Origin of the sequence: Micromonospora sediminicola (assembly GCF_900089585.1) — a bacterium.
Lineage (GTDB): Bacteria > Actinomycetota > Actinomycetes > Mycobacteriales > Micromonosporaceae > Micromonospora > Micromonospora sediminicola.
In genome coordinates, this window is sequence record NZ_FLRH01000003.1 from 949,398 (window position 1) to 971,415 (window position 22,018).

Annotated in this window: 20 protein-coding genes, 2 pseudogenes and 1 riboswitch; of the genes and pseudogenes, 8 read left to right on the forward strand and 14 right to left on the reverse strand. The window is 73.0% G+C overall.

Features of this window, described 5'->3' with window-relative positions; all coding sequences use genetic code 11:
* Positions 1 to 39: 39 nt before the first annotated feature.
* Positions 40 to 162: riboswitch (SAM riboswitch) on the reverse strand.
* A gap of 22 nt (positions 163 to 184) precedes the next feature.
* Positions 185 to 1,636 (forward strand): PrsW family intramembrane metalloprotease, encoded by a 1,452-nt coding sequence (locus tag GA0070622_RS04975; protein ID WP_091569123.1) that lies wholly within the window; start codon positions 185 to 187, stop codon positions 1,634 to 1,636.
* Positions 1,637 to 1,639: 3 nt separating this feature from the next.
* On the opposite strand, the gene GA0070622_RS32405 is transcribed toward GA0070622_RS04975, so the two are convergent.
* Both GA0070622_RS32405 and GA0070622_RS04980 read right to left on the reverse strand, forming a co-directional pair.
* The gene (locus GA0070622_RS32405) at positions 1,640 to 1,807 is read right to left on the reverse strand and encodes a hypothetical protein (RefSeq protein WP_172967907.1); all 168 of its coding nucleotides are present in this window, start codon (positions 1,805 to 1,807) and stop codon (positions 1,640 to 1,642) included.
* A 72-nt stretch (positions 1,808 to 1,879) separates the two neighbouring features.
* Positions 1,880 to 2,227 (reverse strand): GroES family chaperonin, encoded by a 348-nt coding sequence (locus GA0070622_RS04980; RefSeq protein WP_091569126.1) that lies wholly within the window; start codon positions 2,225 to 2,227, stop codon positions 1,880 to 1,882.
* A gap of 154 nt (positions 2,228 to 2,381) precedes the next feature.
* On the opposite strand from GA0070622_RS04980, the gene GA0070622_RS04985 reads away from it, so the two are divergent.
* Complete coding sequence (locus tag GA0070622_RS04985) at positions 2,382 to 3,680, forward strand: AI-2E family transporter (protein ID WP_245666125.1); 1,299 nt, start codon at positions 2,382 to 2,384, stop codon at positions 3,678 to 3,680.
* 52 nt (positions 3,681 to 3,732) lie between these two features.
* Here GA0070622_RS04985 and GA0070622_RS33640 read toward each other — a convergent pair.
* Both GA0070622_RS33640 and GA0070622_RS33645 read right to left on the reverse strand, forming a co-directional pair.
* Positions 3,733 to 4,419, reverse strand: a pseudogene (locus GA0070622_RS33640) (ATP-dependent DNA helicase); the annotation flags it as partial.
* A gap of 120 nt (positions 4,420 to 4,539) precedes the next feature.
* Positions 4,540 to 5,871, reverse strand: a pseudogene (locus GA0070622_RS33645) (ATP-dependent DNA helicase); the annotation flags it as partial.
* A 125-nt stretch (positions 5,872 to 5,996) separates the two neighbouring features.
* Between GA0070622_RS33645 and GA0070622_RS04995 the strand changes: the two are divergent.
* On the forward strand, positions 5,997 to 6,503 hold the full coding sequence (locus tag GA0070622_RS04995; protein WP_091569133.1) for a DUF402 domain-containing protein: 507 nt from the start codon (positions 5,997 to 5,999) through the stop codon (positions 6,501 to 6,503).
* A 7-nt stretch (positions 6,504 to 6,510) separates the two neighbouring features.
* Here GA0070622_RS04995 and sigJ read toward each other — a convergent pair whose 3' ends face one another.
* Positions 6,511 to 7,464, reverse strand: a complete 954-nt coding sequence (gene sigJ / locus GA0070622_RS05000) for an RNA polymerase sigma factor SigJ (protein ID WP_091576897.1) — start codon at positions 7,462 to 7,464, stop codon at positions 6,511 to 6,513.
* 523 nt (positions 7,465 to 7,987) lie between these two features.
* Between sigJ and GA0070622_RS05005 the strand changes: the two genes are divergently transcribed.
* The 3 genes from GA0070622_RS05005 to GA0070622_RS05015 all read left to right on the forward strand — a co-directional run bounded on the left by GA0070622_RS05005 (position 7,988) and on the right by GA0070622_RS05015 (position 10,725).
* The gene (locus tag GA0070622_RS05005; RefSeq protein WP_091569136.1) at positions 7,988 to 8,938 is read left to right on the forward strand and encodes a PPK2 family polyphosphate kinase; all 951 of its coding nucleotides are present in this window, start codon (positions 7,988 to 7,990) and stop codon (positions 8,936 to 8,938) included.
* Positions 8,939 to 9,089: 151 nt separating this feature from the next.
* Entirely contained in the window at positions 9,090 to 9,716 is a 627-nt protein-coding gene (locus GA0070622_RS05010) for a DUF47 domain-containing protein (RefSeq protein ID WP_089157475.1), read from the forward strand.
* Positions 9,717 to 9,720: 4 nt separating this feature from the next.
* Complete coding sequence (locus GA0070622_RS05015) at positions 9,721 to 10,725, forward strand: inorganic phosphate transporter (protein WP_091569139.1); 1,005 nt, start codon at positions 9,721 to 9,723, stop codon at positions 10,723 to 10,725.
* 76 nt (positions 10,726 to 10,801) lie between these two features.
* On the opposite strand, the gene GA0070622_RS05020 is transcribed toward GA0070622_RS05015, so the two are convergent.
* Positions 10,802 to 11,770: a Gfo/Idh/MocA family protein gene (locus GA0070622_RS05020; RefSeq protein ID WP_091569142.1), complete on the reverse strand. Its 969-nt coding sequence runs from the start codon at positions 11,768 to 11,770 to the stop codon at positions 10,802 to 10,804.
* A 139-nt stretch (positions 11,771 to 11,909) separates the two neighbouring features.
* Entirely contained in the window at positions 11,910 to 12,509 is a 600-nt protein-coding gene (locus tag GA0070622_RS05025; protein WP_091569144.1) for a HEAT repeat domain-containing protein, read from the reverse strand.
* Between the two features lie 142 nt (positions 12,510 to 12,651).
* Between GA0070622_RS05025 and GA0070622_RS05030 the strand changes: the two genes are divergently transcribed.
* Positions 12,652 to 13,479, forward strand: coding sequence for an NUDIX hydrolase (locus tag GA0070622_RS05030; RefSeq protein WP_091569146.1), 828 nt, complete (start codon positions 12,652 to 12,654; stop codon positions 13,477 to 13,479).
* Between the two features lie 64 nt (positions 13,480 to 13,543).
* Here GA0070622_RS05030 and pstB read toward each other — a convergent pair whose 3' ends face one another.
* The 7 genes from pstB to GA0070622_RS05065 all read right to left on the reverse strand — a co-directional run bounded on the left by pstB (position 13,544) and on the right by GA0070622_RS05065 (position 20,681).
* Entirely contained in the window at positions 13,544 to 14,320 is a 777-nt protein-coding gene (gene pstB / locus GA0070622_RS05035) for a phosphate ABC transporter ATP-binding protein PstB (RefSeq protein ID WP_091569147.1), read from the reverse strand.
* A gap of 20 nt (positions 14,321 to 14,340) precedes the next feature.
* Entirely contained in the window at positions 14,341 to 15,429 is a 1,089-nt protein-coding gene (pstA, locus tag GA0070622_RS05040; RefSeq protein WP_091569148.1) for a phosphate ABC transporter permease PstA, read from the reverse strand.
* Positions 15,426 to 16,514 carry a phosphate ABC transporter permease subunit PstC gene (pstC, locus tag GA0070622_RS05045; RefSeq protein ID WP_091569150.1) on the reverse strand — a complete coding sequence of 363 codons (1,089 nt, stop codon included), beginning with the start codon at positions 16,512 to 16,514 and terminating at the stop codon, positions 15,426 to 15,428. Before pstC ends, pstA begins: the two co-directional genes overlap by 4 nt.
* A 41-nt stretch (positions 16,515 to 16,555) precedes the next feature.
* A complete protein-coding gene (gene pstS / locus GA0070622_RS05050; RefSeq protein ID WP_091569153.1) occupies positions 16,556 to 17,656 on the reverse strand; it encodes a phosphate ABC transporter substrate-binding protein PstS in 1,101 nt (366 codons plus the stop codon).
* A gap of 289 nt (positions 17,657 to 17,945) precedes the next feature.
* Positions 17,946 to 18,890: a mycothiol synthase gene (gene mshD, locus GA0070622_RS05055; protein ID WP_091569156.1), complete on the reverse strand. Its 945-nt coding sequence runs from the start codon at positions 18,888 to 18,890 to the stop codon at positions 17,946 to 17,948.
* Positions 18,891 to 18,957: 67 nt separating this feature from the next.
* Complete coding sequence (locus tag GA0070622_RS05060; RefSeq protein ID WP_091569158.1) at positions 18,958 to 19,818, reverse strand: polysaccharide deacetylase family protein; 861 nt, start codon at positions 19,816 to 19,818, stop codon at positions 18,958 to 18,960.
* Between the two features lie 143 nt (positions 19,819 to 19,961).
* Positions 19,962 to 20,681 carry a winged helix-turn-helix transcriptional regulator gene (locus GA0070622_RS05065; RefSeq protein WP_217428853.1) on the reverse strand — a complete coding sequence of 240 codons (720 nt, stop codon included), beginning with the start codon at positions 20,679 to 20,681 and terminating at the stop codon, positions 19,962 to 19,964.
* Between the two features lie 247 nt (positions 20,682 to 20,928).
* Here GA0070622_RS05065 and GA0070622_RS05070 point away from each other — a divergent pair, with 247 nt between their 5' ends.
* Complete coding sequence (locus GA0070622_RS05070) at positions 20,929 to 21,978, forward strand: hypothetical protein (RefSeq protein WP_091569161.1); 1,050 nt, start codon at positions 20,929 to 20,931, stop codon at positions 21,976 to 21,978.
* The last annotated feature ends 40 nt before the right edge of the window (positions 21,979 to 22,018 follow it).

A 22,018-nucleotide genomic window follows, 5' to 3' on the forward strand; every position in this document is an offset into this window, starting at 1 on the left:
GCCTCCGGGTCACCGGGGGACCCCGAGGTGTCGGGACGGGGTCCGCGCTTGCCCAGCGCACGGATCGGCGCGGGGCCCGGTCATCACCCGGGGCACCCCACCGCGAACCTCGACGAGGGTTGCCGGCCAGCAAGCCGGGGCTTGACGCTGGCGCTCGTGACCTGTCGGGAGCATAGCCGTCGCGATGCGGCCGGACCAGTGGGGCGCGGGTGACTACGCTGACCGCATGGTCGTCACCCCGCCCGGCGGAGCGCCGCCGCCGCCGTCCGCGCCCGCCGCCCCGCCGCCCGGCGCGCCGACGCCCCGGATGCCGCTGCGCCGGCTCGGTTGGCGACGTTTCCTGGCGCTGGCCGGGGTGGTGCTGCTGATCGCGGCCGGCGCGCTGTTCATGGTCTTCACGCTGGGCGAGAGCCTGGGCGCGGAGGCGCTGCTGGTCGGCGTGATCGCGGCGATCCTGCCGGTGCCGGTGCTGGTCTCCTGCTTCCTCTGGCTCGACCGCTACGAGCCCGAGCCGCTGAAATACCTGATCTTCTGTTTCGCCTGGGGCGCCTTCGTCTCCACCGCGATCTCGCTGCTGGTCAACGAGACGGGCGCGCGGCTGTTCGAGGACCGGGGGCTGCCCACGGCGCTGACCGCCGTGCTGGTCGCGCCGTTCATCGAGGAGTTGACCAAGGCGGCCGGCCCGATCCTGCTGCTGATCTTCCGCCGGCGGGAGTTCTCCGGCGTCACCGACGGCCTGGTCTACTGCGGGCTCTCCGCGGTCGGCTTCGCCATGGTCGAGAACATCCTCTACCTGGGCGGTTACGGCTACCGCACCGGCGTGGAGGAGTACGGCCCGGCCACCGGCGCCCAGCAGGTCATCGCGATCTTCATCGTGCGGATCCTGCTGTTCGGCTTCGCCCACCCGCTGTTCACCTCGATGACCGGCGTCGGGCTGGGTGTGGCCGCGCGGACCGCCGACCGCCGGGTCCGGATCCTCGCCCCGCTGGCCGGCCTGCTGCTGGCCATGATGCTGCACGGCACCTGGAACCTGCTGCCCTCGCTGGCCCAGGCCACCGGGCAGCCGGTGATCGCGCTCTACGGCTACCTCGGCGTGATGGTGCCGATCTTCTTCGCCATGGTGGGGCTCGCGGTGTGGCTGCGGGCCTGGGAGGGGCGGCTCACCGAACGCACCCTGCCGGACTACGTGCGGGCGGGTTGGCTGACCCCGCCGGAGGTGGCGGCGCTGGGCAGTCTGGGCCGGCGGCACGCGGCCCGCACCTGGGCCCGCCGGGTGGCCGGCGACGGCGGCGTGAAGGCGATGCGCGGCTACCAGTTCGCCGCGACCCGGTTGGCATTGCTGCGCGACGGGATGCGCCGGGGGCTGGACCGCAAGCCCGCCGAGCGGGACCGGACGGCACGGGAGGAACGGGAGCTGCTGGACGCGATCGCCGCGTACCGGTCGTTCTTCGTCGGCCGCGACCCGCAGGCGCCGGTCGGGGTGTGGGACGGTCAGCGCTACCACCTGCGGTTCCCGGACGGGTCGCAGCGCACGGTCGACGCGCCGGACGAGCCGGTGGTGCCGATCCCGGTGGTGCTGGCCCCGCCACCGCCGCCGGTCGGTCACGGCCCGCACCCGTGGCACCCGGGCGGCTGACCGTCAGGCCACCAGCCCGGTGAGGAAGTCGCCGAGCCCCTGGGCGATGGCCATCAGTGCCACGCCGATCCCCTTGAACAGCTGCGCCGCGCCGTCGGGCCGGAACGCCATGAAGTAGATCAGGAACGCGAGGAATCCCCAGGCGAGGATCTTCTTGATCACTACCGGCATGGTCCCTCCCCAGGGCGCTGAGGTGCCTGGGCTTCCCGCCGGGCCGCGCCGCAAACAGCGCCCGGGGGCGGGCTACAGGTAGAGGCCGGTGGACCCGGCGGCGGTGGTCTCCACCCGCTCGGCCGCCACGGCGTGCACGTCCCGCTCGCGCAGCAGCACGTACGCCCGCCCGTGCAGCTCGACCTCGGAGCGGTCGTCGGGGTCGAACAGGACCCGGTCGCCGGAGACGATCGCGCGTACGTTCGGCCCCACGCCGACCGCGGTGGCCCAGGCCAGCCGCTTGCCGACCGCCGCGGTCGCCGGGATCACGATGCCGGCGGTGGAGCGGCGTTCCCCCTCGGCGCCCTCGGTACGCACGAGCACGCGGTCGTGCAGCAGGCGGATGGGCAGCCCGGCGTCGAGACTCTGGTCGGCGGTCACGCGAAGACGCTACCGCGTGCCCCGCTGTCGATCCCGGCGTGGTTGGCCCGTGCCGTGGCGGGGCAATGTGTGGCGGAGCCGCCCTAGGGTGGGGCGGTCGGACGTATCCTGTCCCCCCTGTGACGTGGGTGGGCCAACTTTGCCGGAGGTGCGCTTGAGCCGCTTCGAGCGGATGCGCGGACGGCTCCGCCGCGCGTACGAGTCGGGCCGGGAGTCCGTCCGGTCCGGCCGGGAGGAGCCGGACGCGGCACCGCCCGGCGCGGGCGTGGCCTCGCCCGTCTCGCCGGGTCCGGTGGCGGCGCCGTCGGCGACCGTGGTGGGCGCGGAGCCGCCGGCCGCGATGCACAACTCGACCGTCAGCCGCGACGACACGGAGGTGCCGCACGCGCTGCGGATCGCCGCCGCGTGGTGCTGGCGCCTGATCGTGATCGGCATCGTGACCTGGGCGCTGCTCAAGATCGTCGGCACGATCAGCATCGTGATCATCCCGCTGACCGTCGCCCTTCTCCTCTCGGCGCTGCTCGCGCCGGCGGTCGGCTGGCTGCTCAAGGCCCGACTTCCCCGCTCGCTGGCGACCGGCGTGGTGCTGGTCGGCGGCCTGGCCGCGGTGATCGGCACGCTGACGCTGGTGGTCAACGAGTTCATCCAGGGCGTGCCGGAGCTGAGCGAGAAGTCCTCCCAGGGCGTCCGGCAGATCCAGGACTGGTTCAAGACCGGCCCGCTGCACCTGTCCGACAGCCAGCTCAACCGCTACATCGACGAGGCGCAGAGCTGGATCAACGGCAACACGGAGCGGTTCACCAGCGGCGCGCTCAGCACCGCCGCCACGCTGGCCGAGGTGCTCACCGGCACCGTCCTGGTGCTGTTCGCGACGTTCTTCTTCCTCCGCGACGGCAACAACATCTGGCGGTTCCTGGTGCGGCTGCTGCCGGTCGCCGCGCGCTGGAAGGTCGACGACGCCGGGCGCGCGTCCTGGGCGACGCTCGGCGCGTACGTCCGGGCCACCGTCCTGGTCGCGTTCATCGACGCCGTCGGCATCGGCATCTTCCTGGTCGTCTTCGACATCCCGTTCGCGTTCCCGCTCGCCGCGCTGGTGTTCCTGGGCGCGTTCATCCCGATCGTCGGCGCCTTCCTGTCCGGCGTGGTCGCCGTGCTGGTGGCGCTGGTCGACAGCGGTCCGGTGACCGCCCTGATCATCCTGGGCGTGGTCATCGGCGTGCAGCAGGTCGAGGGGCACGTGCTCCAGCCGCTGATCATGGGTCGGGCGGTGGCCATCCACCCGCTCGCCGTGATCATCGGCATCGCCGCCGGCGTGGTGCTGGCCGGCATCGCCGGCGCGCTGGTCGCGGTGCCGCTGATCGCCGTGCTCAACACCGCGGTCCGGCGGCTCGCCGCGCGTACCGTGCCGGACACCCCGCCGGACGCCGTGGTGGTCGCCTCCCAGGCGCCCTGACCCGGCCCGACCCGTCGACGCCCGCGTCACCCCACCCGGGGAGGCGCGGGCGTCAGCTCTTGGCGAGCCGTTCCAACGCGCCCCGGGCCACCTCGGGCCGGGTGGTGTACCAGAACGGCGGCAACGACCGGCGCAGGAACGGGCCGTAGCCGCGCGCCGTCTCCAGCCGCGAGTCGAGCACCGCCACCACGCCCCGGTCACCGGTGGCCCGGATCAGCCGGCCGACGCCCTGCGCCAGCCGGACCGCGGCGATCGGCACGCTCACCGCCGCGAACCCGGAGCCGCCGCCCGCGTCCACCGCCGCCGCGCGGGCCGCGGCGAGCGGCTCGTCGGGGCGGGGAAAGGGCAGCCGGTCGATCACCACGAGCTGGCAGGCGTCGCCCGGCACGTCCACCCCCTGCCAGAGCGACATCACCCCGAACAGGCAGCTCTCCCGTTCCTGGCGGAACCGGCGGACCAGCAGCGGCAGCGCCTCCTCGCCCTGGAGCAGCACGGGCAGGTCGGTCCGCGCCCGGACCAGCTCCGCCGCCTGCTGGGCGGCCCGTCGCGACGAGAAGAGCCCGAGGGTACGCCCACCGAGCGCCCCGACCAGCGCCAGCAACTCCTCGCCGGCGGCCGTGGGCAGGCCGGACACGCTGGGGCGGGGCAGGTGCGCGGCGACGTAGAGGATGCCCTGCCGGGCGTAGTCGAACGGCGAGCCCACGTCGAGCGACCGCCAGCCGGGCCCTTCCGTGGCCGGGACCGTGCCGATCGCCGCCCGGCTGCCCTCGGTGCTGGCCACCGGGGCCGGCCCGGCGGTGCGACCCGCGGCGGCCGCGGTGGCCAGCGCGGCGGCGGCCGGCGACGGCGGGGTGGGCGGCGGGGCCTCCAGCCCGAGCGCCCGGGCCACCGTGTCGAAGCGACCGCCCAGGGCGAGCGTGGCCGAGGTGGCGACCACGGTGCGCTCGTCGTAGAGGTGGGTGGCGAGGGTGCCGGCCACCGACAGCGGCGCCACCACCAGCGCCCGGCGGCTGCCGTTCTCCGGCTTCTCCACCCAGGCCACGTCGTGGTCGGCCTCCTCCAGCAGCCGCTGGGCGGTGGTGGACAGCTCGTCCAGCACCGCCTTCGCCTGCTGCTTGCGGACCGGGTCGGGGTCGTCGGCCTTCACGTCGCCGATCGACTCCAGCGCGGCCCGGGTCGCCGCGTCGAGCAGCGTGCACGCCTCCCGCAGCGCGGGCGGCAGGCCGGCGGTGAGCCGACCGGCCGGCGCCTCGGCCAGCCCCACCGTCAGCGCGTCGCCGGCCTCGGTGAGCCGGTCGGCCAGGTCGGGCCGGAGCAGCGGCCGGGCCCGCCGGGTGGAACGGTCGATCAGCTCGGGCACCAGCTCGGCCTGGGCGGCCGAGGAGACGCGGTCGGCCAGTTCGTGCGCCTCGTCCACCACGAGCAGCTTGTGCGGCGGCACGATGTGCCGCCCGGCGAGCATGTCGACCGCGAGCAGGCTGTGGTTGGTCACCACGATGTCGGCCTCCCGGGCGCGGGCCCGGGACGCCTCCGCGAAGCACTCCTGCCCGAACGGGCAGCGGCTGGCCCCGACGCATTCCCGGGCCGGCATGGAGACGCTGCGCCACACCTGGTCGTCGACGCCCGGGTCCAGCTCGTCGCGGTCGCCGGTGGCGGTCTTCTCGGCCCAGTCGCGCAGCCGCTGCACCTGCTTGCCCAGTCGGCCGGCCTCACCCAGCCACTTCGTGCCGCCGGGACGGGGCGCGTCGAAGAGCGCGTCGTCCGGCTCGTCCTCCACCGAGCTGTCCAGCCGGGCCAGGCACAGGTAGTGGTGGCGGCCCTTGAGCACGGCGAAGGTGGGGCGGCGGCCGAGCACCGGCTCGACCGCGTCGGCCAGCCGGGGCAGGTCGTGGTCGACGAGCTGGGACTGCAACGCCAGGGTCGCGGTGGAGACCACCACCGGACCGTCCACGGTCAGGGACGGGGCGAGGTAGGCCAGCGACTTGCCGGTGCCGGTGCCGGCCTGTACCAGCAGGTGCTCGCCGGAGGCGATGCTCCGCTCGATCGCCTCGGCCATCTGCTGCTGGCCCGGCCGGGCCGCGCCGCCCGGCACCGCGCCCACCGCGGCGGCCAGCAGCGCCCCGCCGTCGGCGCGGCCGGCCCGGCGTTTCTTCGGGACAGCGGGGCCGGTGGCGGTGCGGGACGGGCTCACCGTGCGACCGTACCCGCCGGCACCGACGGGGGTCCCGCCGCTCCGGCCGCGTGGCGCGGACCCTGCGTCGCGTCCGGTTACCTCCCGATCGCGAGGCGTGGCCGGAATCGGTTAGGGTGCCAGGCATGCCGAGCGACGTGGTCCGCGTGATCTACCGCAAGTACGACGGCAGCGCGCACCGCGACTACCCGGCCCGCCGGCTCGCCGAGGACGACCTCGGCGTCTGGCTCGGCGTGCCGGCCGGCACCGAGTCCGTCTACCACGGCCGCCCCTCGGTCGAGCAGATCCCGTTCGTCCTGCTGGTGCCCCGGCACGGCTGGTGGACCGGGATGTTCAACCCGCCGCCGCGCACCAGCGAGGTCTACTGCGACATCGCCACCCCGGCCCGCTGGGAGGGTGAGGAGACGGTCCACCTGGTCGACCTCGACCTGGACGTGGTGCGTCGCCGGGAGACCGGCGTCGTCGAGCTGCGCGACGAGGACGAGTTCGCCGAGCACCGGGCCCGGTGGGGTTACCCGGACGACCTGGTCGCCGAGGCCGAGGCGGCGGCCCGCTGGCTGCTGGGCGCGCTCGGCGACGGCAGCGAGCCGTTCGCCACCTCGTACCGCAAGTGGTTGGCCCTGGTGGTCTGAACCGCGGTCACCAGCGCGGCGGCCAGGCGGCGTCCGGCCCGAGCGGCGGCAGGTCGGCCACCTTGTCCGGGTTGAGCTGGTTGAACACGCCGGTGACCCGCCCGTCGTGCACCGCGAACGAGGTGACCATCCGGATCGTCCGCCCGTCCCGGTGGAGGAACTCCGACTGCCACCCCAGCGTGCCGTCCACCAGCACCGGCCGGCCGCGCAGGGCGCCCCGCCCCCGGGCCTGGCCGTACAGGCCGAGGAGCAGGCGGCCGACCGCGTCGGTGCCGACCACCGGCCGGCGCCCCGCCGGGAAGTGCCCGCCGGAGTCGCCGATCGACATGACGTCCGGGGCCAGCACCCGGACCAGTTGGTCCAGCTCGCCGGACTCCACCGCGGCGGCGAAGGCGGTGAGCACGCGGCGCTGCTCGGCGAGGTCGGCGCTGTGCCGTGGCGCGTCCGGCCCGTGCACCGCCCGACGCCCCCGGGACGCGAGCTGCCGCGCCGCCTCCGGCGTCACGGCGAGCACGTCGGCCACGTCGCCGAACGGCACCGCGAAGACGTCGTGCAGCACGAACGCCACCCGCTGCTCCGGCGTCAGCCGCTCCAGCACCACCAGCAGCGCGGTGCCGAGCTGGTCGGCCCGGACCGCGCGTTCGGCCGGGTCGGGGGCGAACCCGTCCGCCGCAGGGAGGCCGCGCACCACCGGCTCGGGCAGCCACTGACCCGGGTACGCCTCGCGGCGCACGCGGGCGGAGCGGAGCACGTCCAGGCAGATCCGGGAACAGGTGGTGGTCAACCAGCCGCGCACGTCGCGGACGCGGGCCCGTTCGGCCGGGTCGGCGAGCGCGCCCGAGAAGCGCAGCCAGGTCTCCTGCACGGCGTCCTCGGCCTCGCTGCGGCTGCCCAGCATCCGCTGCGCGACCGCCAGGAGGTGCCCCCGTTCCGCCTCGAACTCCCCCGCAAGCTCGTCCACCCACCCATTCTCCCGCTCGCCCACCCGCACCGCCCACCGCCCACCGCCCACCGCCCACCGTCCACCGTCCGCCGTGCCCGCCCGCTGCCTGCCGTCCGCAGCCCGCTCCGTTGCCTGCCGTCCGCCGCTCATCCGCCGCCCGGCTCCGCCGTTCACCCGTCCTCCCTGCCGGCCGCCGCGACCAAGCCGCCTGGCGTTCGGCCGTTCGCGCCCGTCCGGCCCATCCCGGCGGGAGATCTTGGTACGAAACGGCCCCTATAGGCGCCGTTTCGTACCAAGATCTGGACCGATCCCACTTTGTGGAAGATCGATTCCGTTAGGTGAGCGCTGGTTCCGAGATGGGGTGAGGTGCGTGAACGGGGTGGGGCGGGTCCGTGAACGGGCGGGCGGGGGCGGGGACTGCCGACGGGCGGGGCGGGCCTGGGAACGGGTGGAGGAGGTGGGCGGGTGGAGGTTGGGTCGCGAAACGGGCGTACCGGGCACGCCGTACCCATGATCGGGGTTGCGGGGTGAGGATCGGGGGATGAGTGGCGTGGTGGGGCCCGAGGGCGGGTCGATGCGGGAGTTGTTGCGGGTGGGCCCGGGGGCGGTGGACCTGGCGGCGATCGACCCCCGGTCGACGCCGGGGTTGCCGGCGGCGGCCGGGCACGGTTCGGCGCGCAAGGAGTGGGCCCGTGGGCAGGTCGAGCTGGTCGGCGCGGAGCTGGGCCGGCAGCAGGAGATGCTCTACGCCGCCGCCCAGGGCGCGGCCGGGCCGGGGAGCGCCACCAGCGCGCCCAGTCAGGCCGGCGCCCGGCTGGACGGTGACCGGCCGCGCCGGGTGCTGCTGGTGCTCCAGGCCATGGACTGCGGCGGCAAGGACGGCGCCGTCAAGCGGGTGGCCGGCGCGATGAACCCGCTCGGGCTGCACATCCGTTCCTTCGGCCCGCCGACCGAGGAGGAGCGGCGGCACGACTTCCTCTGGCGCGTCCGGCGGGCGCTGCCGCCACCGGGCTACGTGGGCGTGTTCAACCGCTCGCACTACGAGGACGTGCTCATCGCCCGGGTGGAGGAACTGGTCGACGAGGCCACCTGGCGGTCCCGGTACGCGATCATCAACGACTTCGAGCGGGAGCTGGTCGAGCAGTCCGTGACCGTGGTGAAGGTCATGCTGCACATCTCGTACGCGGAGCAGGGCGAGCGGCTGATGGAGCGGCTCACCGACCCGACGAAGTACTGGAAGTACAACCCGAGCGATCTGGACACCCGGGCCCGCTGGGACGATTACCGGGCCGCGTACACCGAGGCGCTGGAGCGTTGCGGGACGGACGCCGCGCCCTGGTTCGTGCTGCCGGCGGACCGCAAGTGGTACCGCGACTGGGCGCTGGCCCACCTGCTGCGGGAGACGTTCGACGGGCTGGATCTGGGGTATCCGCCTGCCGATTTCGACGTCGAACGGGAGCGTGACCGGTTACGCGACCAGGGCGGCAAGTGATCAGGTGAACATCAGGTGAACGAGCGGTGAATCGGGCCTGACCAGGGGTGGGCCGGTCGATGCCGGGTTCGACCGTGTCCCTAGCATGCCCAGAGCAGACGCCTCTCGCAGGCGACGGCCACCCTTCCACCGACACGACGAGGTCCGTGCTGTGAAGTTTTCCTTCCGTCCCACCGAGGGCGCCTTCTACGAGCTCTTCACCAGGGCCGCGCAGAACCTGGTGAAGGGGACCGACCTGCTCAACGAGTTGGGTCTGCCCGGCGCGGACGTGCAGTCGATCAGCGAGCGGCTGACCGAGGTCGAGCACGACAGCGACCAGATCACGCACGACCTCTACAAGAAGATCAACTCCACCTTCATCACGCCCTTCGACCGGGAGGACATCTACCGGCTGGGCTCGCTGCTCGACGACGTGATGGACCACCTGGAGGCGGTCGGCAACCTGCTCTACCTGTACGGCCTGACCAAGCTCCCGTCGCTGCCGCGCGAGCTGCACGAGCTGGTCAACGTGCTCGACCAGCAGGCCAAGCTCACCGCCGAGGCGATGCCCCGACTGAAGTCGATGAAGGACCTCGAGGACTACTGGATCGAGTGCAACCGGCTCGAGAACGACGGCGACCAGGCGTACCGGATGCTGCTGGTCCGGCTCTTCTCCGGTGAGTACGACGCGCTCACGGTGCTGAAGATGAAGGAGGTGGCCGACGAGCTGGAGGCCGCCTGCGACGCCTTCGAGCACGTCGCCAACACCGTCGAGACCATCGCGGTCAAGGAGTCCTGATCCCGTGACACCCGAACTCATCGCCGTGCTGGCGGTGATCGCGGTCGCCATGGCGTTCGACTACACGAACGGCTTCCATGACGCGGCCAACGCGATCGCCACCAGCATCTCGACCCGGGCGCTGACCCCCCGGATCGCGCTCGGCCTGGCCGCCGTCGGCAACTTCGTCGGCGCGCACTTCGGCGCCGGGGTCGCCAAGACGGTCGGCGACGGACTGGTGACGCTACCGACCGGGGTGGAGAGCCTCGGCGTGGTCTTCGCCGGCGTACTCGGCGCGATCGCCTGGAACCTGATCACCTGGTACTTCGGCCTGCCGTCCTCCTCCTCGCACGCCCTCTTCGGCGGCCTGGTCGGCGCGACCCTGTTCGCCGCCGACGGCATCGTCCAGTGGGGCAACATCCTGGAGAAGGTCATCATCCCGATGGTCCTCTCGCCGGTGGTCGGCCTGGTGCTCGGCTTCCTGGTGATGCTCGCGATCATGTGGCTGTTCCGGAAGGGGCAGCCGGGCAAGCTCAGCCGGGGCTTCCGCTGGGCGCAGACCGTGTCCGCCGCCGCCATGTCGGTCGGCCACGGCATGCAGGACGCCGCCAAGACCATGGGCATCATCGTGCTGGCGCTCTACACCGGCGGCTTCCAGGAGAGCAAGACGCACATCCCGGGCTGGGTGTTCTGGACCTCCGCGACGATGCTGGCGCTCGGTACGTACGCGGGCGGCTGGCGGATCATCCGGACGCTGGGCCGGAAGATCATCGACCTCGGCCCGGCGGAGGGCTTCGCGGCCGAGACGGTGGCCAGCGCGGTGCTCTACTTCAACGCGCTGGTGCTCAAGGCCCCGATCTCCACCACGCACACGATCACCTCGGCGATCATGGGTGTGGGCGCGACGAAGCGGCTCTCCGCGGTGCGCTGGAACGTGGCCGGCAACATCGTGATCGCCTGGATCATCACGTTCCCGGCCGCCGCCGCGATCGCCTGCCTCGCGTATCTGCTGGTGCGCCCGCTGTTTTAAGGCGGGGCCCCCTTTTAACGCCTCAGGTAGAGGAGGGGCCCCTTCTTAACATCCGATGTTAAGAAGGGGCCCCTCCTTACACGTAGGAGACGCCGATCCGGGCCTTGATGTCGTCGATCAGGGTCATGACCTCCAGCGTGGCGGCGTGCGGCACCAGCGGGCTCTCGGTCAGCCCGGCCGCCAGGCAGCGCTGCACCTCGATCGCCTCGTACTGGTAACCGCCGCCGGTCATGTCCGCCGGGATCGTCTCCGGCTCGGCGTCGAGCCGGTGCAGCACCGCCGACCCGGGCCGGAAGAACGGCTCCGGCAGCTCGATCCGGCCGGTGGTCCCGGTGATCGACGCGGTGATCGCGGTGGCGCCCACCATGCCGCAGCTCAACGTCGCCACCGCGCCGGAGTCCCAGCCCAGGACGATGTCGGTGTTCTCGTCCACCGCCTCCGGGCTCAGCCGCGCCCACGCCCGCACGTGCTGCGGCGCGCCGAGCACCAGGTGGGCCAGGCTCAGCGGGTAGACGCCGAGGTCGAGCAGCGCGCCCCCGCCCAGCGCGGGATTCCGCATCCGGTGCTCGGGCGGGAACGGCCCGGCCACCCCGAAGTCGGCCCGGACGTGGGTCACCTCGCCGATCGCGCCGTCGGAGATCAGCTCCAGCACCCGCAGGATCAGCGGATTGGTCCGCATCCACATGGCCTCCATGAGGAAGAGCCCGCGAGCGCGCGCCGTCTCCACCAGCTCGGTGGTGGTGGGCAGGTCCAGCGTGCAGGGCTTCTCCACCAGCACCGCCTTGCCGCCGGCCAGGCAGGCCAGCGCCGCCTCGTGGTGCGCGGCGTGCGGCGTGGCCACGTAGATCGCGTCCAGGTCCGGGTCCGCGGCCAGTTCGGCCCAGGAGGCGTACGCCCGCGGCACGTCGTGCCGCCGCGCGAACGTCTCGGCGCTCTCCCGGGTGCGCGACCCGACCGCCACCAGTTCGGCGTCCGGCACCAGCCGCAGGTCGTCGGCGAAACAGGTGGCGATGTGCCCGGTGGCCAGGATTCCCCAACGCGTCATTCCCGGCACGTTATCCCTTCCCGCTCCGGGACCGGCAGGGTGATCCACCCGTCGGGACGTCAGTACCGGTTCGGGACCTTCTCTCATCGCGAAAGTCGACGAGGAACTGGCCGTCTCCACCGAGCTGAATCCGGCCGCCTCACCACGGCTGGGGCGGTATGGGAGTGCCTTCACGCAGATACGACAACGCCCGCCGCGCCTCCTGCCGCAGGAGTGGGGTGAGGCTGGGCTCTTCCAGGAATGCCTCGTACAAGGTCCTGCCCCGGCTGGGATCCGTGTCGGCGACGCAGCGGATCGCCGCACTGCGGACCACGAGGTCCACATCGGCGAGGGCCCGCTCGACCGCCTCCCGGCTCGCCCGGCCGGTGTGCTTGGCCAGTGCCCTGACGGCGTTGACGCGGTGCAGGAAGTCCTCGTGCCGAGCCTGCTCGCAGAGGATGCGCGTAGCGCGGGGATCGTTGATGTCGCCGAGGATCACGATCTCCGTCGTGCCGACGCGGCTCGGCATCTGGGCGAGAAACTCCTCGGGCGCGACCAGGGCGGCGATGTGCAGGGCGGCCGACCAGCCGTCGCCCAGATCCCGGCCAGTAGCGCTCGTGGCCAGGTTCGCCGTGGCCCTGCCGTAGTAGAGGTCGAAGACACGTCTCGCTCCGGTCGGCCCGGCGGCGATCAGGGCTTCGTCGGCCCCGGGCTCCCAGTCGAGAACCCTGGCGATCACGGCATCGAGACCATCGATCATCGGCCTATGATGCCATTGATCTTGTCGACCGCATGGTGGGCGCCACAGCCACGGCAAGCCGGCCGCAGGCGGAAACCGAGCGCGGACGGGGCGGCTGCTTGCGGCCGAACATGGTCCGCGAGGCAGGGCCTAGGCTCGGCGCATGACGACTGACGGCTTCGCCGCACCCCCCGCCCTGGTGGAGCACGCCCGCCGGTTCCACGCCGAGGGTGGCGTGCCGGCGGTGCCCCGGGTCGCCGCCACCGTGCTGCTGCTCCGCCCGGCCGGTGACGACTTCGAGGTCTACCTGATCCGCCGGGTCGCGGCGATGACGTTCGGCGGCATGTACGCCTTCCCCGGCGGCGGGGTGGACCGCTCCGACTCCGAGGCGCACCTGGGCTGGGCCGGGCCGGAGCCGGCGGCCTGGGGTGAGCGGTTCCGGCTCGACCCGGCGGACGCGCAGGCGGTGGTCTGCGCCGCCGCCCGCGAGGTCTTCGAGGAGGCGGGCGTGCTGCTGGCCGGCCCGGACGCGGGCACCGTGGTCGGCGACGTGAGCGGCGACGACTGGGAGGCGGCCCGGCAGGACCTGGTGGGTCGGCGTACCGGCTTCGCCGATCTGCTGGCCGGGCGCGGTCTGACGCTCCGGTCCGACCTGCTGCTGCCGTGGACCCGGTGGATCACGCCGGAGTTCGAGCCGCGCCGCTTCGACACGTACTTCTTCGTGGCGCTGCTGCCCGAGGGGCAGCGGACCCGCGACGTCTCCGGCGAGGCCGACCACACGCTGTGGCTGCGCCCGGCGGACGCGCTGGCCCGGGCGGAGGCGGGGGAGCTGACCATGCTGCCGCCGACGATGGTCACCCTGGGCGAGATCGCCGCCGCCGGCGACCTGGCCGGCGTGGCCCGCGCCGCCGCGGATCGCGACCCGGGTACGCCCATCCTGCCGCGCATCGAGGACCTGGACGGGGCGCAGCCGCGCTTCCTGCTCCGCTGAGCGGGGTGTTAAGAGGGGCCCCCTGCTATGCAGAATGCGTTAACAGGGGGCCCCTCCTTGCACCTCAGCCGAAGCGGCCGGTGATGTAGTCCTCGGTCTTCTTCTGGCTCGGGTTGCTGAAGATCTTCTGGGTGTTGTCGTACTCGATCAGGCGGCCCGGGTCGCCGGTCTTCTCGATCGAGAAGAAGGCGGTGCGGTCCGACACCCGCGCGGCCTGCTGCATGTTGTGCGTGACGATGATGATGGTGAACTTGTCCTTCAGCTGGAACATCAGGTCCTCGATGGCCAGCGTGGAGATCGGGTCCAGGGCCGAGCACGGCTCGTCCATCAGCACCACCTGCGGCTCGACCGCGATGGTGCGGGCGATGCACAGCCGCTGCTGCTGACCGCCGGAGAGGCCGGCGCCGGGCTTGCCGAGCCGATCCTTGACCTCGTCCCACAGGTTCGCCGAGCGGAGCGCCTTCTCGGCCGTCTCCTCCAGGATCGACTTGCGTCGGACGCCGTTGAGCCGCAGCCCGGCCACCACGTTCTCGAAGATGCTCATGGTGGGGAACGGGTTCGGCCGCTGGAAGACCATGCCGATCATCCGGCGTACGGCCGTGACGTCCACGTCGCGGTCGTAGATGTCCTGCCCGTCGATGGTCAGGTTGCCCTCGACCCGGGCGCCGGGCAGCACCTCGTGCATCCGGTTGATCGACCGCAGGAAGGTGGACTTGCCGCAGCCGGACGGGCCGATCAGGGCGGTCACCGTCTTCGGCTCGACGGTCAGGTTGATGTTCTCGATCGCCTTGAACCCGCCGTAGTAGGCGGTGACGTTCGAGGCTTCGACGCGCTTGGCCATGGTGGCGGTACCTCCGGGGTTCATCGGCCGAGCCGGTTTCGACGGGCCAGCAACTTCGCCGCGACGGTCAGGACGAGGACGAGCGCGACCAGGGTGAGCGCCGCGGTCCACGCCCGCGCCGGCGAGTACTTCGAGGCCTCGCCGGCCTGCTGGTAGACGAAGAGGGCCAGCGACGACTGGTTGTTCTCGAACGGGTTGAAGTTGATCGAGGCGCCACCACCGGCGACGAGCAGCACCGGCGCGGTCTCGCCGGCGGCCCGCGCGATGGCGAGCATGATGCCGGTGACGATGCCGGGCAGCGCGGTCGGCAGCACGACCCGCAGGATGGTCTTCCACTTCGGCACGCCGAGGGCGTAGGCGCCCTCGCGCAGCGGCGCCGGCACGAGCCGGAGCATCTCCTCGGTGGACCGGACGATGGTGGGCAGCATGAGCACGCTCAACGCCAGCGCGGCGGCGAAGCCGGAGAAGCTCGGCCGGCCGTCGTTGAACCACGGCGAGACGATCAGCACCCAGAACGCCAGCACGAACAGGCCGGTGACGATCGACGGGATGCCGGTCATCACGTCGACGAAGAAGCGGATGGTGAACGCGAACCGGCCCCGGCCGTACTCGACCACGTAGATGGCGCAGAGCACGCCGAGCGGCACGGTGATCAGGGCGGCGATGCCGACCTGCTCCAGCGTGCCGATGATCGCGTGGTAGGCGCCGCCGTTGGCGTCCCGCGCCCCGATGTTGTTCATCGAGGTGCCGAAGAAGTTGCCGTCCAGCCGCTCGGAGCCCTTGCTGACCAGCGTCCACACCACCGAGGCCAGCGGCAGCACGGCCAGCACGAAGGCGGAGTGGATCAGCGCGCTCCAGGTCCGGTTGCGGGCGGACCGCCGGCCCTCCACCGCGTTCGTCGCGACGTAGAGACCGGCCAGGTAGAGCAGCGCGCCGAGCACCACGACCAGGACCGGTCCGCCGATGCCGGCGCCGTACACGAGGGCCGCCGCGAGCAGCAGCGCCGCGACGGCGATGACGGGCGCGGCGTACGCCGGGAGCCGTCGGGCCCGCAGCGTGGCCGGCTGGGCCGGCGGGCGCGGGCGGGAGGGGGTGAGAGTGGAGGTCATGCCGCAGACTCCGTGAACTCGCGGCGGCGGTAGATGATCGCGCGCGCGGTGATGTTGACGATCAGCGTGATCGCGAAGAGCACCAGGCCGGAGGCGATCAGGGCGCCGCGGCCGGTGTCGTTCGCCTCGGCGAACCGGTTGGCGATGTTCGCGGCGATCGAGTTGCCGCCGCTCTGCAGGATGTTGAACGAGATGGCGTACGTCGAGCCGAGCGTGAGCGCCAGCGCGATGGTCTCGCCGAGCGCCCGGCCCAGGCCCAGCATCACCGCGGCGATGACGCCCGGCCGGCCGTACGGCAGGACCGCGGTGCGGATCATCTCCCAGCGGGTGGCGCCGAGCGCGAGCGCGGCCTCCTCGTTGGCGGTCGGGGTCTGCCGGAACACCTCGCGGGAGAGCGAGGTGACGATCGGCAGCACCATGATCGCCAGCACCACGGAGCCGAGCAGGATCGAGCTTCCGTACGGGCCGTCGCCGAAGATCGGGATCCAGCCGAAGTACGTGTTCAGCCAGGCGGAGAGGTCGGCGACCGGCTGGGCGAAGTAGTCGCGGCCCCAGAGTCCGAAGACCACGCTCGGCACCGCGGCCAGCAGGTCGATCACGAACCCGAGTCCGTTGCCGAGCCGGCGGGGGGCGTAGTGCGACAGGTAGAGGGCGATGCCGAGCGCGACGGGCACCGCCATGAGCAGCGCCAGCAGCGAGCTCAGGACGGTGCCGAAGGCGAGCGCGCCGATGCCGAACTTCGGCGGGTTGTCGTTCGGGAACCAGCCCTCGAAGGTCCAGAACGACTCGGTGTTGGCCCGCAGCGCCGGCACGGCCTTGGCGATCAGGAAGATCGCGATGGCCGCGATGATCACCAGCACCGTGGTGCCGGCGGCCAGGGTGAGGCCGCGGAACGCCCGTTCCGCGCCGAAGGCGCGGGCGCGGGGCAGGCCGCCGCCCCCGCCGAGGTCGCCGCCGGGGCGGCCAAGGGGGTTTCCGGAGCGCTCGGCCACACGCGCCGAGGCACCGGCGGGCCGCTCGTGGCTCATGGCCACGGGGGTCCCGCCGGTGCCGGCGTGCGCCGAGCGGTGAGGGGTGTCACCCATCTGCTCGCTCGCTTCGCGTTGAGGAGGTGTCGATCAGGGCGTCAGGAGAGGCTCTTGACCGCGGCCTCGACCTTGGTGCGGACGGTCTCGGGCAGCGGGGCGTAGCCCAGCTCCACCAGCTCCTGCTGGCCCTCGGCGCTGGCGGCGTGGCCGAGCAGGCCCTTGACCAGGGGCAGCTTGTCGGCGGCGAGGCCCTTGCTGCAGACGATCTCGTAGGTCGCCAGGACGATCGGGTAGGCCCCGGCCTCCTTGGTGTTGTAGTCGATCGACATCTTGAGGTCGTTGCCCTGGCCCTCGAACTTGGCCCCGGCGATGGTCTTGCCGGCCGAGTCGCCGGTCAGCTCGACGAACTCGCCGGCGCCGTTCTTGACCTTGGCCATCTTCAGGCCGGAGTTCTCGGCGTACGACCACTCGACGTAGCTGATGGTGCCGTCGGTGCTCTTGACCTTGCTGGCCACGCCGTCGGACTTGGCCGCGCCGACGCCGCCCGGGGCCTTCCACGCCTTGGAGTTGCCCAGGGTCCAGTCCGCCTCGGCGGTCTTGGACAGGTACTTGGTGAAGTTGTCGGTGGTGCCCGACTCGTCGGAGCGGTGCACCGCCTGGATCGCGGTCGACGGGAGCTTGGCGTCCGGGTTGTCGGCCTTGATCGCCGCGTCGTCCCACTTGGTGACCTTGCCGGCGAAGATCTTCGCCAGGGTGGCCGGGCTGAACTGGAGGTTGTCCGCGCCGCTGACGTTGTAGACCACGGCGACCGGGCCGATCACCATCGGCAGGTTGAGGGCCTGACCGCCGGCGCACTTGGCGTCGGCCTGCGGCTGCTCCTCCGGCTTGAGGGCGGAGTCGGAACCGGCGAAGTCGGCGGTGCCGGCGATGAACGCCTGGATGCCGGCGCCCGAGCCGCTCGGCTCGTAGTTGATCGTGGTGCCGGAGCACTTCTGCTGGTAGGCCTTGATCCACTCGGCCATGGCGTTTTTCTGCGCGGAGGAGCCCTGCGCGTTCAGCGTGCCGGTGGCGCAGTCCGCCGCGGCGGCGGAACCGGTGGCACCGGCGGCCGGCTCGTTGTTGTCCGAGCCGCAGGCGCTGAGACCGAGAACCGCGGTAAGAGCGAGACAGGCGATGGCGCCGTGCCGCTGGAGCTTCACTTCAGGGGTTTCCCTTCACGTCTTTGGTCAGGTCGCCCGGGGTGCCGGGGGCCGGCGCTGACCGGCTGACGTGAAAGTTAGGAGGGCCAGGTGGACGGTTCGCCGGTCGTAAGTGAACGCGGGATGAACACGTCCGGCCGGCGAGGTGGCCGTACGCTGAGGGGGGACTGTCCATTTCGTGAACTCGCGACCCGCTATCGCTTTTAGTGCGATTTATCCGGGCAGCCGTTATCGCGCCGAGCCTGTCGCGTGATGCTCCCGTGACCGCGCCCGGGCGGCCCGCCGGCGGTCAGCCGAGTTGGTAGTTGACGTGCGCGGACCAGCGGGCGAAGCCGGTCCGCTCGTAGAGCGCGACAGCGCCGGTGTTGCTCTCGTCGACGTAGAGCATCACCCGGTCCAGCCCCCGCCGGTCGCGCAGGTAGGTCAGGCCGGCGGCGGTGAGGACCCGGCCGAGCCCGCCCCGGTGCGCGGACGGGTCGACGCCGAGCACGTAGACCTCGCCGATCGGGGCCGACCCGGGCCGCTCGTGCACCTTGGTCCAGTGGAAACCGAGCAGCCGGCCGGTGCCGGACTCGACCGCGAGCAGGAAGCCGGCCCTGTCGAACCACGATTCGCCGAGGCGTACGCGGAGGTCGTCCAGCGTCCACCGGCCCTGCTCGGGGTGCTGGGCGAAGGCGGCGTTGTTGACCGCCAACCAGGCCTCGTCGTCCTCGCCCGGACGGAACGCGCGCAGCTCCACCCCCTCGGGCAGGCTCGGCTCGGCCAGCGCGGCGGTCAGCGGCCGGCGCAGCTGCCACAACACCCGGGCCCGGGTGAAACCCAGATCGACCGCGAGCGCGGCGGCCGACGGGTGGTCGCCGTGCGCCCAGGCGCGCACCGGCCCGGTGGCGGCGGCCAGCACCGCCCGGGCCAGCGCCCGGCCGGTGCCCCGGCGTCGGTGCGCGGGGTGCACGACCAGCTCCACGCCGACGCCGTCGGCAGGCGCGGTGGTGTCGAGGTGCGCGTAGCCGGTCAGGGCGCCGCCGGGGGTCCGGGCGGTGAGGTGCACGGCCGGGGCCGCCGGGTCGCGCAGCCGCAGCAGCACGTGTTCGTCGAGCGGGTCGGCGCCGTCGGCGTCGCCGGCGGCGCGGGCCAGCGCCAGCACCTCGGTGACCTCGTCCGGCGTCAGCCGGTCCGCCGGGGCGACCTCGGCCGCGCCCCGCCCTGCGTCGCCCGTCGGCTCGGTGCTGCTCATCCGTGTCACGGTAGCGGCCCGCGGGCCGCCGTTCGCGCCGGCTCCGGGCGGGTGGCGGTGGCCCTCGTCACGGGGCGTCGAGGGGCAGCGGTTCCAGCTCGAACCGGGCCAGCAGTTCGGGCAGCAGGCGCTGCAACGCGGCCACGGTGCCGGAACGGTCGCCGCCGGCGTCGTGCATGAGCACGATCGCGCCGGGGCCGGTCTGGGTGCGGACGGTCGCCTCGATGGTGGTCGCGCCCGGCGCCTTCCAGTCCGACGGGTCGACGTTCCAGTGCAGCGGGGTGAGGCCCAGCTCCGCGCAGACCGACACCACCGGAGCGGTCCAGGCGCCGCCCGGCTGGCGGTAGTACGCGATGTGCGCGTCGGGCGCGGCGGCCAGGATCGCGTCGTTGGTGCGCAGCAGGTCGGCGCGGATCGTCTCGGGCGACCGCTTGCCCAGGTTGACGTCGTGTCGCCAGGAGTGGTTGCAGACGGTGTGCCCCTCGGCCACGATCGACCGGAGCAGGTCCGGGTGGCTCTCGACGTTCTCGCCGACGACGCAGAACGTGGCCTTCACCCCGTACTGGCTCAGCAGGGCGAGCACCTGCGGGGTCCACCGGGGGTCGGGGCCGTCGTCGAACGTCAACGCGACGCGGGCGGAGCCGGTGGCGGTCAGGGCGCCGAACGGGCCGGGGCCGTCGTCACCGCCGTCCGGGGCGCTCGGGTCGGCGTCCGGTGAGGTGTCGGGGTGTGCCCGGCCCGGCGCCGCGGGAAACTCGGTGCTCGGTGGCTGGTCGGCGTAGTGCGGCCCGGCGGTGGAACTGGCCACCCCGGTGGTCGTCGGGTGCTGCTCCGGCACCAGGCTGCGACCCAGCACGTAGGCCGAGGCCAGCAGGCCGGCCAGCACCACGGTCACGATGCCGGTCGCGCGCACGGTCGCGCCCGACATCAGTGGTACCGGCCGTTCGTCGCCCCCGTGGTCACCGCGCGCACCGTCGCCCCCTTTACCCGCCAAATCCGGCAGTCAGGATATGACTGACTGATGGGGCAAAAAGGGCATTCAGCGAAACTGTTCCCCGGTCGGGGGAGCGGTCAGACCGGGAGCGGGGCCGGCTCCGACTCCGGCAGCGAACGCGACGGCGGCACCACGAACTTGTAACCGACCTGCCGGACCGTGCCGATCATCGACTCGTACTCGGAACCGAGCTTGGCGCGCAGGCGCCGGACGTGGACGTCCACCGTGCGCGTGCCGCCGAAGTAGTCGTAACCCCAGACCTCGCGGAGCAACTGGTCCCGGGTGAAGACCCGCCCCGGGTGCTGGGCGAGGAACTTCAACAGCTCGAACTCCTTGTAGGTGAGGTCGAGCGGACGGCCCTTCAGCTTCGCGGCGTAGGTGTCCGGGTCGATGTTCAGCTCACCGGCCCGGATCGAGCCGCCGGCGCCGGCGGTGGCGTTGCTCAACCGGCCGACCGCGAGCCGCAGCCGGGCCTCCACCTCGGCCGGGCCGGCCGCGGCGAGGATCACGTCGTCCACGCCCCAGTCGGCGTTCAGCGCGATCAGGCCGGCCTCGGTGACCACCGCGACCAGCGGCACGCCCAACCCGGTGGCGTGGAGCATCCGGCAGGTGGCCCGCGCCTCGCTCAACTCCGAGCGGGCGTCCACCAGGACGGCGTCCGGGGTCGGGCCGGAGACCAGCGTGCGGACGTCGCGGGGTGCGGTGCGGACCGAGTGCGGCAGCAGGTCGAGCGCCGGCAACACCGCCGACGGCTCACCCGCCCGTGCGGTCACGAGCAGCAGGAGCTCCACGATCACCTCCGTCCCGGCGGCCCTTCGGCCGCACGCGACCAGCGGCACGCCCGGGTGTGGGGCGGCGCTGTGAACTTGCGTGGGTCCCGGCGTCGCTGACGGGCGGGGTAACGGGTTGAGCGTAACCGATCGTCCGGCCGTCACCTTCGCGTCCTTTCCCGTTTGCCCCATCTGCCCTCGATCGCGGCACAGGTTTTAACGTTGCCGAAACCGTGACCTCCGCCGAGCCGCCCGGGTCTGGCACGATCGGGGCGTGTTTCCCTCCACCTCGCGCGACAGCGGTCGTGAACCGTGGGCCGACGACCCGCCACCCGGGCCGTCCGGCCCCGCCCGTGGCTACCCGCCCGCCCCACGTACCGGGCCCGCTGAGGAGGAGGGTGAACGGCGGGAGCGGAAGGGCCCGCGCCGGCTCCGCAAGGGCGGCCCCGGTCGGCGTCCCGACGACGAGCCCGGCGAGGCCCCCGAGGAGGAGGTCCCGCCGGTGGAGTTCCGCCGGCCGCTGGCGCTGACCGTGGCGGGCTTCGCCGCGCTGCTCGGCGTGGGGCTGGTCCTCGGGGCGCAGACCTCCGGCCCCGGGCACCGGCTGCCCTTCGCGATCATCATCTTCGGCGTCCAGCTGCTCTTCGTGCTCGCCTGGACGATGGCCATGCGACCGCCCGCGCTCCTGGTCGTCGCGCTGGTCAGCGTCGGCGCGGCGGCCATCGCGGACGTCGCCGCCGTCCGGTCGGACGTCGCCGGCCTGGCCCCGCTCGGCTACGCGGCCGCCGCCGGACTGCTGCTCGGCGTGCTGGGTCAGCTCGTCCGCCGGGTCGACCGGGCCCGGGTCACCGAGTCGCTGGGCGGCACCCTGCTCATCGTGGTCGGCGTGGTCGCCTTCGGCACGTTGATCGTGCTCAGCCGGATCCCCAAGGGCACCCAGGCGATCACGCTCTGCCTCACCGCCGCCGGGGTGGCCCTGCTGGTGGCCCGGTTGACCGACGCCATCGCCCCCTGGCCCCGGCTCGCCCCGCAGGTGCCCCGCGGGGCGGCCGGTGTGGTGGCGGGCGCCATGCTCGGCACCCTGACCAGCGCCGTGCTCGGCAGCTACCTGGTCGGGTTCACCCCGACCAGCGCCGCGCTGGTCGGGGTGGTCGCCGCGGCCACCGCCGTGCTGGCCGACCTCGCCGTGGGCTACGCCGAGGCGGGCCGGCTGATGGCCGGCGAGCCGCCGACCATGTGGGTGGCCCGGCACATGCAGGGGCCGCTGGGCGGCTTCGCGCTCGCCGCGCCGGCCGCGTACGCGATGTGCGTGCTCTTCCTCTGAGCCCGCGGTTGGGGAGGATTCGCCTCGGGTAAGTACGGTT